Source organism: Robertkochia marina (assembly GCF_004799345.1).
GTDB classification, from domain to species: Bacteria; Bacteroidota; Bacteroidia; order Flavobacteriales; family Flavobacteriaceae; genus Robertkochia; species Robertkochia marina.
The window spans coordinates 1-16,189 of sequence record NZ_SSMC01000003.1 but is presented as its reverse complement, the minus strand read 5'-3'; the positions used below and the strand labels follow the sequence as shown (position 1 = coordinate 16,189).

At 43.4% G+C, this 16,189-nt stretch carries 7 protein-coding genes and 1 rRNA gene; 3 read left to right on the top strand and 5 right to left on the bottom strand.

From position 1 onward, the window contains the following. Window positions 1-665 precede the first annotated feature (665 nt). The 3 genes from E7Z59_RS10650 to E7Z59_RS10640 all read left to right on the top strand — a co-directional run bounded on the left by E7Z59_RS10650 (window position 666) and on the right by E7Z59_RS10640 (window position 3,045). Window positions 666-1,316, top strand: coding sequence for a porin family protein (locus E7Z59_RS10650; RefSeq protein ID WP_136336340.1), 651 nt, complete (start codon window positions 666-668; stop codon window positions 1,314-1,316). 99 nt (window positions 1,317-1,415) lie between these two features. Continuing rightward, window positions 1,416-1,796 carry a VOC family protein gene (locus E7Z59_RS10645; protein ID WP_136336339.1) on the top strand — a complete coding sequence of 127 codons (381 nt, stop codon included), beginning with the start codon at window positions 1,416-1,418 and terminating at the stop codon, window positions 1,794-1,796. 712 nt (window positions 1,797-2,508) lie between these two features. Beyond that, on the top strand, window positions 2,509-3,045 hold the full coding sequence (locus E7Z59_RS10640; RefSeq protein WP_136336338.1) for a dihydrofolate reductase family protein: 537 nt from the start codon (window positions 2,509-2,511) through the stop codon (window positions 3,043-3,045). A 17-nt stretch (window positions 3,046-3,062) separates the two neighbouring features. Here the strand turns inward: E7Z59_RS10640 and E7Z59_RS10635 are convergent, their stop codons facing one another. The 5 genes from E7Z59_RS10635 to rrf all read right to left on the bottom strand — a co-directional run. Next, a complete protein-coding gene (locus E7Z59_RS10635) occupies window positions 3,063-4,373 on the bottom strand; it encodes a serine hydrolase domain-containing protein (RefSeq protein WP_136336337.1) in 1,311 nt (436 codons plus the stop codon). Window positions 4,374-4,587: 214 nt separating this feature from the next. Further along, a complete protein-coding gene (locus E7Z59_RS10630; RefSeq protein WP_136336336.1) occupies window positions 4,588-8,727 on the bottom strand; it encodes a T9SS type A sorting domain-containing protein in 4,140 nt (1,379 codons plus the stop codon). A 4-nt stretch (window positions 8,728-8,731) separates the two neighbouring features. Next, a complete protein-coding gene (locus E7Z59_RS10625; RefSeq protein WP_136336335.1) occupies window positions 8,732-10,798 on the bottom strand; it encodes a fibronectin type III domain-containing protein in 2,067 nt (688 codons plus the stop codon). After that, window positions 10,798-15,564 (bottom strand): hypothetical protein, encoded by a 4,767-nt coding sequence (locus E7Z59_RS10620; protein ID WP_136336334.1) that lies wholly within the window; start codon window positions 15,562-15,564, stop codon window positions 10,798-10,800. Before E7Z59_RS10620 ends, E7Z59_RS10625 begins: the two co-directional genes overlap by 1 nt. Window positions 15,565-16,114: 550 nt before the next feature. Beyond that, window positions 16,115-16,189: ribosomal RNA gene (gene rrf / locus E7Z59_RS15520) — 5S ribosomal RNA — on the bottom strand; the annotation flags it as partial.

The window sequence follows — 16,189 nt, the reverse complement described above, 5'->3', positions numbered from 1 at the left end:
TATTTTAAATGATCCTACTTCCCAGGCCCGTGAGATATTCCGGGATAAATTATTTAATACTCCTTTTTAGGCTTGGTTAAACAGTAAGAAGGCAAACGACCTAAAATTCCACATATAAAAAAAGGCCACTTTTCGTGACCTTTTCAGTAAAACCAACCAATTTATATAATCAAAATCAACTAATAATTATGAGACCTTATCTCCTGTTTCAAGGGGGGGCGTGAAACAAGGACTTATCTCAAGTAGGATAAGTGATATTTTTAGAGTGATACCAGAGGTAAAAACCTCCCGATCAACTGTCTTTTCAAAATTTCAACACTGCAAATATAGGGTGCTACCCCATTTCAACTCTTGTATAAAAACAACTTTAATTTGCTTTTTATCAGCATTTTATGCATTTAATCGATTATTGCTTTTGGGTTTGTAGGATTAAACCAACTAAGTGTAGCTCATAATCAATTAGTTAAGGGTTTGAGTTTAAGGGACGAGCCTGGCTGCCGCCACCAGGCAAGTCTGTTTCATGGCAGGTAAATTCGCTAAAAAGGTCCACCGGACCTTTTATTAATGCTCGCCCCCATATCCCTAAAAAACTAATTGATTTTCATTAACTTAGATTTTCAAAACAATTCCCCGGATCTTAGTCAATCACATTAAATACCACTATTATGAAGATCCGTTTACTTTCATTTTTCCTATTCTGTTTTTACTTCTCATTACAAGCACAGGAAATACGTCTGAACACCTATGCCGATTACGTATTCCAGGACCGGTTCAGTTCCTATTTCGGTAATAACTCCTATTTTGAAGGAAAGGTTGAAGATGGCTTTCGGTGGGGAGCCGGAGTTGAATTTCTGATGGGACAGGGTACAGCATTAGAATTACAATACCTCAGACAAGATACCAAGGCGCCAACCTCTTATCGTGGAGGCGGATTTGGATCGGTACAATTCACCAATTTTGATCTGGGTATTAACTACATCATGTTGAACAGCACCCGCTATTTTTCATACAACAAACCCATAGAACCCTTCCTGAGCGGAGGAATAGGATTGGGCATCTTTAATATTAAAAATCCTGAACAGCGTATCAGTGATTCTGCCACTAAATTCGCCTGGCAGATCCGTGGTGGGGCTAATCTATGGTTGAGTCCCCGGCTGGCTTTCAGGGTACAGGCCTCCCTCATGTCGGTAGTACAGGCCGTTGGTGGCGGGGCTTATTTCGGCACAGGAGGTTCCGGGATTAGTTTTAACAGCTATTCTACCATCTACCAATTCGCTCTTGGCGGTGGCATCGTTTTCAAGATTCCCCGAGGGTGAAACCCTGAAAAAAACTAAAACCGCACCTATTTAAGTATATTCTTATTTTTAAATACAAGAAGTTGTGCTTAATTTATAAATAACTCCAATATCAATCATATGAACTTAAACCAGATCACCATACCCTCATTGGACCTTAACAGGTCTGTTCCCTTTTACCAAAAATTAGGGCTTTTGCTTATTGTAGATGCCCTACCCCATTATGCAAGGTTCGAATGCCCGGATGGGAACGCTACCTTTTCTATACACCGGGTGGAAAAACTTCCTGAAGGAGAAGGAATCTATGTATATTTTGAGTGTAACGATCTGGATGAAAGAGTTGAGCTTTTAAAAAAGCAAGGCATTGCATTCGACCAGGAGCCCACTGATCAAAATTGGTTATGGAGAGAAGCCCGCCTTAAAGATTTAGATGGTAACCAATTGGTGTTGTACTATGCCGGTGAGAACCGTCTTAACCCGCCATGGAGGGTAAAATCGTAACTAAATACCTTCTTCCTCCCCAAAAACCAGAGCATTAATTTTATTATTTTCTTATCTAAGCCCTTACTCAAATACACCCAAGATATATCTACCCTGCATTATTCATTCTATTTTCATAGATTAGAGATTCCCAACTCATTATTAGCACCTTACCTCTTTTCAAATTGTCCTAACCAAAAGGATGATGTCATTCCCTAACGCTATTGAAATAACTTTAAGACCAATATTGAACCATGATTCAAATCTTCCGTCACATACGGCGATCATTAATTGAACAAGGCAGTATGGGGAAGTATCTTAAATATGCATTCGGCGAAATTGTTTTAGTGGTATTAGGAATTCTTATTGCCTTACAAACAAACAATTGGAAGCAGCACAGACAGGGAACCCCGTAATCACGAATATAAGTTACGGCTGCATAATAAACTATGGAAACGAGTTCAGGTACCCACCCCTAAGGGCACTTATAAGATCGTAAGTCGGCCCGTAGATCCGGAAAAGTTTTTACAAAAACCTGAGTTGCTTGACCGGATTAAAATAGCACAGGACAATTTAAACTTCTACAAGCATAAAATACCCCATATCAAGAGTACTATTGAAAAGGGATTGAACCTAGTAAACAATGAATTAAATGAATACGAAAACGAATAAAATTTTCTCATCATTCAGTAAAAAAAGGAGCTTCCCCCGGTAACAAAACACCACAAATATCATGTCGAAAATCATTTACTATGTAGCCACTTCTCTTGACGGATATATCGCCGGACCCGATGATGATGTGAGCGCTTTCCCCAAAGGTGGAAAGGGGGTAGAAAAATACCTGGCCGATCTAAAAGAATTTAAAACGGTGATCATGGGTCGCAGAACCTATGAATTCGGCTATCAATACGGTCTCGAACCGGGACAACCCGCCTACCCTCATATGGAACACTATATTTTCTCAGACTCGCTTCAGTTAGAAAATATTGCCGATGCGGTTCATGTTGAAAGTTGTTCGGTTGATCGCATTGAGGAAATAAAAAGAGATTCTGATACGGATATCTATTTGTGTGGCGGAGGAACCTTCGCGGGATGGCTTTTAGACAACGACCTTATCGATCAATTAAAATTAAAGCTCAATCCCTTTATCCTGGGTAATGGAATCAAACTGTTCGGCAACTCCCCTAAAACAGTTCATTGGAAATTAAGTCAAAAAGAAAGCTTTGAAGAAGGATTGCAGATCCTGACTTATGACCGTTGGGAGAAATAATGCAGATCTCCCTCCTATTATTGAGACTGATACGTTTCATAAAACAACTGCATCAGTCGCTCTCTAACCTTAAGGGAATAAATCGCCCGGTGGCTGCGATCAGGATACACCCTGTTAGAGAGAAATACAAAAATCCATTCGCCCTGAGGGTCTGCCCAGACAAAGGTGCCGGTAAATCCTGAATGGCCAAAGCTGGCTTCACTTGCCCCGGGCGCCGGATAAGCCTCCTGGATATCCAATTGTCCATTATCAAGCAAGGGTTTATCAAACCCGAGTCCCCGTCTGTTCCCATTTTCCGGGAATTGCACCCTGGTAAATTCATTCACCACGGCTTCACTGAGTATTTGTTTTCCGTTAAACACTCCTTTATTCAAATAGAGTTGCATGAGCCTGGCCAGATCCTCGGCTGTTCCGAAAAGCCCTGCATTTCCGGAAACTCCCCCCATAATGGCGGCATTCTCATCATGCACATAACCTTTCACCAAAGACTTTCGAAACAGGGTGTCCTTTTCTGTAGGCACGATCAATTGCTCAGGATACCAACCTTTGGGATTAAACATCAGGGTGGTTGCACCAATAGGTTCATAAAAGTTTTTCCTCACATAGGTGCGATAAGACATCCCTGTAATCTGCTCTATCATATCAGGATAGAGCAAAAAGGAAAGACCGGAATATTTATACGTTTTTTGATCACTCACCGAAGATTTGCTGATGTCACGAACTATTCGCTTACTGAATTTTTTTGAGACAAAGAGTTCATTGTTTACAGGCTTCGTATATTTTTTATCAGCTACCGTATTGACATACTTCTTATTGTAACCTTCATCGGTCATAAGGTGATTCATAAAGGCGATATAAGGCTTGAGCCCTGCCTGGTGAGCCAGCACTTCCCGAAAAGTAATCCCGGCTTTATCCTTTTTATTTTTCCAGGGTTCCCAATAGTTGCTGAAGGGTGCATCGAGATCGATCTTTCCTTCCTCAACCAATTTCATCAAGGCAGGGAGAGGTCCTGCTATTTTAGTTACGGACGCCAGGTCATAGAGGTCCTTCCTTCCCACAGGAACCAAACTATCATAGGTATGGTAGCCATAGGTTTCATGAAAGATCACCTCCCCTTCTTTCACCGCCATGAATTGTGCTCCCGGAAAGGCCAGTGTCTTTATAGCTTCCTCCATAATGAGGGCTGCCTTATCCTTCAGTCCTGCCACCAAGGTGTCCTCATAAACCGTGTATGGCGTTAACAGCATGTCTGATTCCAGGTCGTGCTGCGCGTAAACAGAGGTGGAAAATACCAAAAGGGTAAAGTACAAGCAGGATTTGAGATTCATGAGTGTTCTTTGGTGAACTAAGGTAGTAAATTACGAGATACCTGGGTAGGCGGGTAGGCGGAGGGCCGAGCGTAAAAAAAGGTCTTGCAGACCTTTTTAGCGATCCTGCCTGTCGCCAGACAGGGGAGCCAGCTGGCGGGAGGGCAACGCGGGTAGGCGGGTAGGGAAAATATTAAAATTTATCTATCCCTACATCCCTACATCCCTAAAACAATCAACGTTTCATCACCTTATACACCTTCCTCCTGCCATTTACTTCGACGACCAGAGCATAAATTCCGGGAGGGGCGTTACCCATCTCCATTCTCTTTTCATAGGTAGTACTTCCTAAGCCTATACTCTGAGAGAGGAGGTTATTGCTGGCCAGGCTAAAAACCTTTAGGCTAACCGGAGCGGGTTCTTCTAATTCAAGATTCACATAAAAAAAGGAATCTGTTGGATTAGGATACACCTTGATAACTTTCAAGGCAAAGTCTCCTTCTGCCTGATCGGTACCTGAATTCGTTTCTTTATCTGTGATCACGATCTTTTTATACAGGGTGCTTTGACACCCTCCGGTTTTTACGCTCATTCCTATCTCATATTCCCCTGCTTCTTTAAAGAAAAAGGATATTCCATCCTTGTTTTCATCAGAAAGCCGGGCATTGGCAGGCAATTGCCAGGAAATATCTTCCGGCACCGGGGTAGTCAGATCGATCGCAATGATCTCTTCGTCAACAAACCCAAAAGACGACATGATAAACTCCGGTTTCACTTCTGTATTTGACCGGATCACATCGAAAGATTTGCTGTAAACACACTTACCGGAACTTACCTTTAACAGGTAGGTGCCTGTTTGAGAAACCCGCATGATTCTGTTTTCTGATAACAACATTTCATTGTACCACCATTCATAGCGTGTATTTACCTTGTCAGATCCGGCTTCAAGCAAAGCCTCCCCCGCAGTGCAAAGGGTAACAACATCCGGAACCTGAATCGTGTAGCTCTCTGCCTGAGAAACGTTTATCTCAATTGAGACTACCTGCCCGTCCTCCATCAAAACATCAACTGAATAATCGCCGGGGCATAAATTCAACACCTGAGGTCCATAGACTCCGTTACTCCATGCATATTGCACCGGATTAAGATCGGGATCGTTTAGCATGATTACTATGGCACCGTCACATGATTCAGCGCAGGTGGGTGGGGTTGTAATTATTTCCAATTGAGGTGGCTGCCTCAGAATTACTTCCCGGAAACTATTACAGCCACTATCATCACGCAATTCCATATGGTAGGTGCCCGCTTTTAATTCAGATAAACGATATACACGATCACTGCCACGGTAAACCAATTGATCATTGGCATAAAGTTCAAAAGGTGGAGCCCCATCCTGAAATTCAAAAAGAAGCTCCCCGTCATTTCCCTGATATTCCGAGGGATCATCTGCCCGGGTTACGATCAACTCGAGTTCATTTTCGCCTTGCACCCGGTAAACCTCGGTAATGATACAACCATTACTATCTTCTACGCTTACGGGGTATACACCCGGAGACAGTCCCTGATGCAGTGTTGTATTCTCTCCTGTTTCCCAGGTAATAAAATAAGGTGGAACACCCCCAGTGATCTCCATCATAATTTCACCGTCCCGGGCATTACTGCAACTGGCATGCGTAATGTTGGCTGTTCCTAACATTAGTGGAGGCGGGACTTCAAGGGTTACCTCCTTTGAGATAGCTATTATGCCGTTTGCATCAATAACCTCAAAAAAATACACTCCGGAGGACACCCCTTCCAAAACAGTAGAGGAATTCGTTATTTCATGAACTTCTTCTGAGAATTTCCCATACCAGGAAATGGTATATGGAAGCACTCCACCCGTGATCCCGGCTTCCAGAAGTCCATCATTAGAATCATGACAACGTAATGGCTGTACTACAGAGAGCTCTGTAAGCAGAGGTTCGGGTGCAATTACCTCAAATTCCTGCTGTATTTTACAAGCTGGGATCAGTTCTGATCCGGCATTAGCATCCGTTACTATAACCGTATATTTTCCTTTCTTGAGGTTATGAATAGAAGGAGTCTCCGCTGAAAAGCCGTCAGATCCGACCCATTGATAACTATAAGGGGGGGTGCCTCCGGCTATCTCTATCATTAAACTGCCGTCATCAGCTCCAGGCTCACTTAAATTGATAATACTTACACTTTCAATTTCTAGTTTTTTATTGGGGCCCATTATTTCAACCGGGGTATTTGCATTGGTGTACTCACAATCATTCGCATCAACTACCCTATAGAAATATCTCCCAGGCTCCAACCCCTCAAGATCCTGACCTTCCCTGTAAAAACCGGAATCTTCCATCAGGTTCCATGTTACCTTATAGGGGGGAGTTCCCCCATTAATATTCAATGTAATTTCCCCGTCAGACATCCCATAGCATTTTACATGGGTTACCTCTGTGTTTGTTTCAATGACTGCCGGTGCCGTAATTTTGAATTCGGAAGTGGTACTGTTCCAGTATTTATCGAAAACGGTAACCCTGTAATTTCCTGCGGCAACACTGGTTAACACCGGATCTGTAGTTCCATCTGACCACAGGTAGGTATAGCTGTTATCTACTTCAGAGGCGCTCCCTGTGCCTTGAGCCCGAAGTACGGTTTTATCATACGCACAAAAAAGCGTATCCTTTTCTGCAAAGAATAACACCTTAAGTGGATCCGGTTGCTCCAGTTTGAGAACCGGGGTTTCGGCAGTACAACCCAGGGCATCAGTCGCAAAAAATTGGTATTCTCCAGGTCCCAGGTTCTTAAGATCCATAACCTCCGAAAACGGTTCACCATCTTTGGTCCATAAGTACGAGTAGGGCTCACTACCCCCTGTGACGAACATCTTAACAAATCCGTCATCAGCCTCAAAGGCGGTAGGTGAAGAGGTTAATAAAAAAGCAGCTTTCGGAATTGTTTCCGGCTCCTCTAAAAAGACCTCTCCCTGAATCTCACAGCCGTTGGCATCTCTTCCCGTTATGGAATAGCTACCTGTTTTTAGCCCTTCAAACATTTTGGCTTCCTTCCACTTCTCCCCATCTATAGAATAGGTATAAGGCGACACCCCTCCTGTTAATTCAACTGTTATCGTACCCTCTGCCCCTCCCCGGCATGGGACATCTTTTTTAGTGAGTTGCATGACCAATGGCTCTGGCTCACCAATTTTAAAAACATTACTTTCTCTTGCTATATCAGGTATACTTGAAAGATCATCATCTCCTTCCTTGGTCATCCATCTTACCCGGTACGTCCCGGGAGATAAAACCGAATGCCATTGCCAGGTTGCCTCAGAAAGGTCCAAAGCACTTAGGGTTTGACTTTCCAAAAATTCAAACTCTTCACCTATAAGGCGATATAGCATCACGATCATCTTCTCTGAATGATCAGCATAGAGTTCTCTGTTGAACGAGAGCCTGAAGCTTCCTGAGTTATCTCCATGACAGGCAACATCAAAAACCTGTGGAGATTGTGTCAATTCGGGAGAACAGCGGTAAACAGTAAAGCTGTATGGGCCTAAAACAGCCTTACCCTGACCTTTTGTTTCTAACTCCGAGGATGCATTAGAGGTATTAAACCCATGAAAAGAACCACTACCCGATGCCTTAATGACAAATCTCAATTTGATAAATTGGAAAGATCTTAACCCCGTTGAAGTACTCATATCAAGTTCCTCCAGGGTAACATCCAAAGGATATCGATCTTTAAAAGGTCCATCCAGAGGCATCCATTCAGATGATTCATCACCAAGAAACTCCCACTGCCCATCACTAATAGTAACACCCTTTCCTTCAAAAAGTTGTTCGCAATACCCCAATGCAGTATTCTCCCGTATGATATTAGGCAGAAGCCATACCTTCATATAGCTCAAAGCTTCGTTATGATCAGGGTTGGAGAGATTGGTGGAGGCATAATTTCCATACACCAACGGAACTTCTTTCCTGAGCATCATATCTTCCCTGTTTACCCTGGCCTCACAGTAGGAGTTCATTTTTCCGGTAAAAGCATCCCGGACATTATACCTGTTGCTTTGACAATAATCGATCTGTTCAAAAGGTTTGTTTTGATCTTTAGATGCCTTCTCATAAAATGAGACTGATAACTCCTCCAGGTCTGTGAGGTATCCGTCTGAAATTTCACTTAATGTTTCTGAAAGGATCAACCCGGGAGTACGGTCAGCATAGGTCCAGCATGAAGAACAGGTACCACTGCCATCTGCAAACCCATCATTGAATTCATAATCATAGGAAACGGGAAGGGTCACCACCCGGAACTTCTGCGCTTCAACCATATAAAACGTAAAGAATAAAAAACAAATGAGCAGTTTTCTCATGGTATCAGAAGATTACTGTACCCTCAGGGAGTACTATTTTTTGACCATTGCCATACAGACCGGTCACTAAATAACTATAGGTGTTGTTAGGAGCAACTTCGTCATCAGAATAACGTTTTATCGCACCCGAAAAAGTTTTATACAAGGTGAAGGGATCGTTGCCTTTGCGACGGTACAAAAGCACTTCCTTCAGGTTTTCACTATCCAGCTTCCATTGAATGTGGATAGATCGCTGATCCCTGTTTGCATAAAGACCTAACTCATCATTTAAAACGAGGGAGGGTTCAACCGGAATTTTAATCCTTATAGGTTCGGAAGGCTCACTTTCTCCATGGAGCTCTGTCCTTCCAACTATAGTATACCTGTAGGTTTTGCCCGGGATAGCGTCTTTATCTACAAACCGGTCATCCTTTTGGGGTTTTAATGCAGCCAACAGCTGCCACTGATTTATTTCAGCCTGATGGGTGTCCTGACGATAAATCTGAAATACAAGATCCGGATGGTGTTCTGCTATCCATGAAACCTCCAATCCAGTCCCGATCCGGTAAAAAAAATCTTTTATAACAGGCGGTTGCAGTTTGCGTTTGAACACCAGCCGTACCGGCTCAGAATCCTTGGATACATTGTAACGTTTATCGACCGATCGAACTTTGAATCTGACTGAGGTAAGACTGTGATCTTTCTTTAAGGAATAGGTGAAACCTGAATGTGGAATTGGTGTCTTATTCAGCATGGAATATTCAAATTGCTTAGCGGGCGAAAAGAAGATATCATACCCCATTAAATCCGGCTCCGGAACATCATCCCAGGTAATCTTGATATTCCCGGCCTCATCTTGTTCAGCAATCACATTCTGTGGGATCGATGGTGGAAGGGTGTCCACGGTCTGTACCTGAAAAGTATTAGATGCCCGTGAACGCTGGTAAGCATCTATTGCCAGCAGGCGATAATAAGCTACCTCTTTTGATTGTGGCACCTCTATGGTCGCCTTATAATATGGGATGGAATCCAGCAACACTTTAAAATCTCCTGTTGGATGGTCAGACACTGTTAGTCGCATAAACCCGGCAGGGAGATTTGTATCCTGAAGAATTCGGCAATGAAGCATTATCTTTCCATCGGTACCCGTATCATATCCTGTTATTTCCGGGTTAGCAACAAAGGGAGGTAACAGACGAACGCGAAAAGCCTCGGAAGGATTGCTTTCATTACCAAAAACATCCAGGCCTGTAATGCGATACCAAAAATCTCCGAAAGATCCGGGATTATCCAAATAGTTGGTATTTCCCTTTCCGTCTGAGGATACAGGTGAAATTGGCTGCTCATTTATGCGATAAAATTCAGTTCCGTCAACAGATCTTTCAATATGATAGGAGGTATAATGCTCAAGCTTTTCCTCAAAATTCCAGGCAAGAAGCACTATACTATCTTTGGCCACGGCTACCGGACCCTCAGGTATTGGTAACCTCGATGCTTTCTCAGTTTGTACATAGGCTAAAGACTCGAACCTACCGGGATGATCAGGGTTGTTCAACGTTAACAGGTAAACATAGTCTTCTCCTGCCACTACAGACCGGTCTGTAAAGCCGAGACCTCCCATCACCGCCGCCTGAAAACTTAGATCGGCCGCATGGAGGGAAAAGGCAAAACGTTGGGTCAGCTCATCTGCTTCGAGTATGAATTCACCAATTCCGGAAGAAGGCCTGATTCCTGAGGTATTAAACGATTTGCCGTAAATAGCCTGGGCCACCACCCCTGCCAACGGATCTGTACTTACAAGGTGTTCCCAGGCTTTAAGTTCAGCAGGTACTATGGTTGATGCCAAGGTGACTACCTCGGGATACTCCAAAACCCGTCCGTTCCGGGAAATGGTTTTACGGATTAATTGATACCCAAAAGTCAATCCATCTTTCCATAAGTATTTATCTGACGGCGCCCACCTTAGTAACACCTCGTTGTTCCCTGTAAAAGTTTTCAGGTATAGGATGCTCTCAGCAAGAGGGGTATCCTGAGCTATACCATGTGAAATACTCAGAAGCCCTATAAAAAAAGTGTGTATTGCAGTCTTCATCAAAACGTGTTTTGGTAATCCACCCTGATCTTATTTCCGGTGGTTCTGGTTGGTAATATATAATGCAGGTAAACCTTGTACTTCTCTGTATTCACATAAGGAAACACCCCATTGATCAGGTATTTGTATTTTTCGTAAGCTGCGAGATCAATCCTGTCAGTATTCAAATATCTTTCTACCAATTGCTGCTGAAGATCTCTGAAATCTCTCTTATAAACACGAGCCATTCGCCAGTGAAAAGGAAATTGGGACTCTAAATAAGGATGCCCGGGATCAGATCTTATCAGGCTGATATAGATCAAGGAGGGCTCTATAGCTTTTTGAGGCACCAATCCATAAATAGTGGTATCTCGTAAAAACCTAATTCCCTTGTCGGGAGGGTAATTATGGTATAGCAGAGGTTCGACCTCCAATTCATAGTAATCATCGGTCATATAAGCAAGTGGCCTTATAAATGCTTTTCCTTCATTATAGCGTGCTCCGGTAAGATCATGAATATCCCAGCGTTCACTTTGAGCTGTCTGAATTGAAAAACCTGCAACATCATCATCTCCATCAATAAAAAGAGAGTGATTAACCACATTCATCGCTTTTATCTTTTCCTTGAAAGTATCGTATCGGCTTGTACTGAAATCAAACTCCAGTCTTTTAAACACTGCATTGCTATTACCTGTCCTGTTTATACTGTTGCCGGATACTGAGAGATCCTCGTCAATATTCTTGTATACGGAATTGTTTCCGGCCTGTTGCATTGCAGGCAGAAAAGAAATTAACTGAAAAATGTAATCGCGGCCATTTCCTAAAGGCGGTAAGGTATAGCGGATAATATTATTGGTCTTGTCGTAAGTAAAGACGCAAAATTCAGCTTTACCCTCTCCTTTCGGGGATATAACAGCCTTGGTTATGAGACCGTCGTCAAAGAGATAATCCTGACCCTTTTTTAATTTTACATACCCCTTTTCAAATTCCTTCGGAAACATGAAATTGTGAGACACCACCGGATACATGCTTGAGATATTGCTGTAGGGGATACTTTGAGGTGCCTCCCCGGTGGTAAAGCTTATTTTTCGCTCTTCAGTAACCGGGAGGCCATCTTGAGTAAGGGTTTCCCAGGTGCCGTTTTTATATTCAAGGAAGCTTAGTTTTACCCAGGCCATAAGATTACTTTTTTCAGGTAAGACTTCCGGTGAGCTCCATGTAAAAAGATCACCTTGGTCATTACGAGTGATCTGTCCGGGCAACTTTTTATTGTCCTGATAAACGACCAGGGTATCAAGTACCGCCTTAAAATACCTTTTGCCGGAAACCGTTTCTACCCTGATCATTTCTCCTTCCGGCATATTCAGGGCAACGCCTACAGATTCAAATATATCAACATTATCAGCCCCGTCATGCGGACTCATATCGGCTATCAGGTCTAGTTCTTCAAGTCCTTGCTTATTCATGAAGTCACAAGGTTCTCCCAAGACTACTTTTAATCTCGTCTTGATATGTATATGCCCCAACACATGGAATTCAAGTCCGGCATATCCTTTTATGAACCAGGGGTTCGGAAGTTGCGCCTGGGCCAATAAGGCCAATCCGCCGCGAATTACCGGAATATCCATTTTCATTAAAAACAGATCAACCCTGACCCCGATAGCTCCCTGCAGGTAGGCATAAGATTGTCCGGAGGCATACCATCCGTTCATTCCCAACTGTCCCGAATTGCCCGTGCAACCAACGTCTCCAAAATTCTTCATCATTAGGTCAAAGCCTACTCCTGCCTCTACATTTGCATAGACGAGCCCCCAGTCGAATCCGACTCCTAATGCCAGCGATGCTCCAAAGGCATAGCCCTGGTCATTAAAAGGTTGATCGGAATACGCATGATTAAAAGAAGTACCTAAATCCTGAGCGTTCAGCAATTCAGCAATATGTGCAGGAGGTGGTGCGGGAGCGGGCAGCAAGGTGCCTGCCATATAATACAAATTAGCACGAGCCATGAACGGACCCACCGGAATATCTCTTACCCCGAAACGCTTTTCAGGGGTGCCCACATAGACATACCAATCTTCGGGACCACTGTAAAATTCAAGGTAGCCCAACCGGTTCTTTTCTCCATCTCCTTTTATTCCTCCAAGGTTAAGATAGGTGTCAAACATACCCCAGTAAATGTCGTTACTCAGGTCATAATCTATGGCTACCTGGGCTGCAAATACCTCCTTGCCACTGAGGATATCAGGAAAAACCTCCGAAGCAAAGTAGCGAATCCCCATCCGGTCCAATGATAAATCATTTGTTGCCGACAATGCGGTCTCCTTCTCTGATTGTAATTCCTGAACCTCCCGAAGATCTCCCAGGGTATTGCTCCCACCCTCTAAAGTATTTACAGGGTTTAAAAGGGAAGCTGCTCCATAAAAACCAATTCTTCGAACACCCCCTCCTGCTTCTGATGAATTGAAGCTCATTTCAAGCCCGGCGAGACCGGTAAACATCACTTTCTTTTTTACCTCAAATGCTACCATAGCTTTAAATCCTATATTGGTATTGATATCAGGCTCGTAGAGTATTCCGGAGGGATTTCCGGAATTCCTGTCATAACCCACCTTTTTCATATGATGATACAGCCCTCCGGAGAGATTATATATTTTCAAAGTATTGCTACCTGTAGAAGATGGCATGCCAAAAGCATCTGCAAACCAATAATGGAATCCGTCTTTTTTTCCAAATATTGCCTTTGCCCCAATTTCCAGTTTCAGGGATTGGCTTAGAAGCTGCAAATGCCCTGCGAGTGCATCGCCGTATGTTTCATGCGATTCAACGAAGTGTAAATTCCCTGTCAGCTCAAAGTTGCTTTTTCGAATGTCAATTCCTACTGAGCCCACATGGAAGCGTTGAAACTTCCATTGTGTCAGGTCGCCCTTCTGCATCGAAGCCTCAATACGCATAGCAACGTCTCCCTTTATGCCTTCTTTATCCAGGTTAAGAAAAGCATTGAAATTTAATACAGCTTGCCCTTCTTGTGCTGTGTTGAGCGTTATTTGGTGTACCCCCAATTCAAACCCCATATACTTCGGAGACGAAATACTATCAGTGAATGCGAGGTAATCTGCCTCCAAAAAGGGAGGTTCTTTAGAAGCTATACGGAGGTTTTGAAATAGTAAACCATTTAATTCAAGCCTGTTTATGCCATGATCTGAGACACTTTTTGTGTCAACAGAATCAGGGATGCCCCTATTCTGGTTTCCAAACTGCATTATCCCCGTGAGGTTGGCCTCCGGATAAAATGTCTGATCAGATACTTCCAGACGTATGTACGAGCCTTTAAAAATTCTCGCCTTCGCCTTAAAAAGGTCGAAATCCAGTTCTTTGTCTACCGCTACCTCTAACAGGTATTCATTATAAGGAGAAATAAACCCCTCATAGTCCATCCCTCCGCCCTGACCTTGCTCTGTAACCGGAAGCCTTATCTCCCCGGCAAACCCTGCCCCGGTAAAAACGTTCGCCACCACAGCAGCTTTTAATTCAGATACTGAAAACTGCCACCCTCCAGCATTGCCTTTATTGAGGGGAATAATATTTTCTGCAAAGAACTCTCCCGTAACACCATGTTCATCTATGATCAGGTCATAGGCTCCAATGCTGATCCGTTCCTCAGAAGCGGTAAGCTTGAATTCGGGAGGTAACATCACTTCAACCTCCCTGGCATAAAACCCACGCCATAATTCCCGTTGCCCCCTGATTAAAAATCCATTCTCCGTATAGGCCTTTGGAAATTTCATCCCGGAAAAATTCTGCACATCACTAAGATCCAGCGTACAGTCTTTAAACTTAAATCCCCATCCTTTCAAAGACCTGAGTTCAAAAAGTGGTAAGGAAAGACTGAAAATAAAATCCCCGGTTTGGTTGGCGTGGATCTTAAAACCAGCCCCCAAATAGCTTTTATTGTTTACAGGATTACTTCCGGAATTCGGTTCCAATTGGTCCGGAAAAGCGTAATCACCATTAGTTTTTAAGGGCACGGCTATGTTCTTCGAAATCCTGACATCGGCTGACAGGGAAAGATCTACCAGGTTGCCTTCGCAATCTATGGTTATAAAACTCTCATCATTTGGAGAACCATTACGGCGGTAGTCACCCCTGAAGGTTAACAACCACTGACCCCCTTGTTGGATCACCGGAAAATCTTTTACCAGGTGGAGCTTTGCTTCTTCATAAATTCCACCTTTACGCGAGATCTTAACGTTGGCAGCGGCAAAGTACAATACCGCATTCAATTCATTCAATTCAAGCCTGGCAAAGAGATCTACCTCGGCATAAAGTGAATGAAAACTGGCCTTAACCACGCCAATACTTAAATGAGAAGTCGGAGAAACCTTTTTTCGAATACCCACCGGTAAGTCTAATATTTTCTTCCCGGAAAGAACATCAATAAACCGTTGATGTTTCTGTATCTCATTAAAAACATTACCGGCAATGGCAATTATGGAATCTGCTGTTTTATCTATCCCGAGTACCTGCGACAAATATTCGGGAGTAAATTCTATCATGCTGCGATCTTCCAGACTGTAGAAGTCAGAAATGTTTCTCCCGACTTCCATTTCCGGAAACGTTCTCAGAGTCATCCCGGCCAGCTCTTTTGATCGTTTACTTTCCTCCGGATCGGGTTTATTTATGAAAATGCTGTCATTTTCGTTTCTTTCAGATACTAAAGCACAGGAAAACCCATACAACCCATTAAGGGTCATGAGGAAGGTAACAAGCAGCAGCGACCATTCTTTCATTGGTGAAAAATTGAATTATTGGCTGCTATCAATCTGATTTTATGTGTAGTACGATGTAAAAAGGGATATGCAATATAGAATATTTTCTATATTATAAACAAATATTCTGAGATATTTTCGATGAAGCTCTTGTTTTTTAATGAAAAGATCGCCACAACCTGCTCTGCAGGTTTACCGCTGACGGATTTTAATAAAGTTAAAAATAAATGGAGGCTCCCCGCCCTGGTCAGGGAGGGGTGGCAGCGATTAAATCGCTGACGGGGTGGGTTGTAAGGATAAGTCATGTGGCCAACAACCCCTTCCGACTCCGCCTGCGGCGACGTCACCTTCCCCTGACCAGGGGAAGGAGCCCGTTGTTGTTTTATTTTTCAATCCGTCATGACGATACACAAGAAATCTGGATTTCAAAAACCTCGCGTAGACGATACCTTTTACTTGCCTGCCAAGCCGCAGGCATGGTCACCTGTTACCTGTTATCTGTCACCTGTGACCTGTTACCTGTGACTTCAGGCCATAAAAAAAGCCCCTCACTTTCGTGAAGGGCTTTCAAAGAAGGCGGCGACCTACTCTCCCACTTTCGTAGTACCATCGGCGCTGTCGGGCTTAACTGCTCTGTTCGGAATGG

Coding starts and splice junctions, on each gene's coding strand:
- E7Z59_RS10650 (WP_136336340.1), top strand. CDS start 666: ATGAAGATCCGTTTACTTTCATTTTTCCTATTCTGTTTTTACTTCTCA.
- E7Z59_RS10645 (WP_136336339.1), top strand. CDS start 1,416: ATGAACTTAAACCAGATCACCATACCCTCATTGGACCTTAACAGGTCT.
- E7Z59_RS10640 (WP_136336338.1), top strand. CDS start 2,509: ATGTCGAAAATCATTTACTATGTAGCCACTTCTCTTGACGGATATATC.
- E7Z59_RS10635 (WP_136336337.1), bottom strand. CDS start 4,373: ATGAATCTCAAATCCTGCTTGTACTTTACCCTTTTGGTATTTTCCACC.
- E7Z59_RS10630 (WP_136336336.1), bottom strand. CDS start 8,727: ATGAGAAAACTGCTCATTTGTTTTTTATTCTTTACGTTTTATATGGTT.
- E7Z59_RS10625 (WP_136336335.1), bottom strand. CDS start 10,798: ATGAAGACTGCAATACACACTTTTTTTATAGGGCTTCTGAGTATTTCA.
- E7Z59_RS10620 (WP_136336334.1), bottom strand. CDS start 15,564: ATGAAAGAATGGTCGCTGCTGCTTGTTACCTTCCTCATGACCCTTAAT.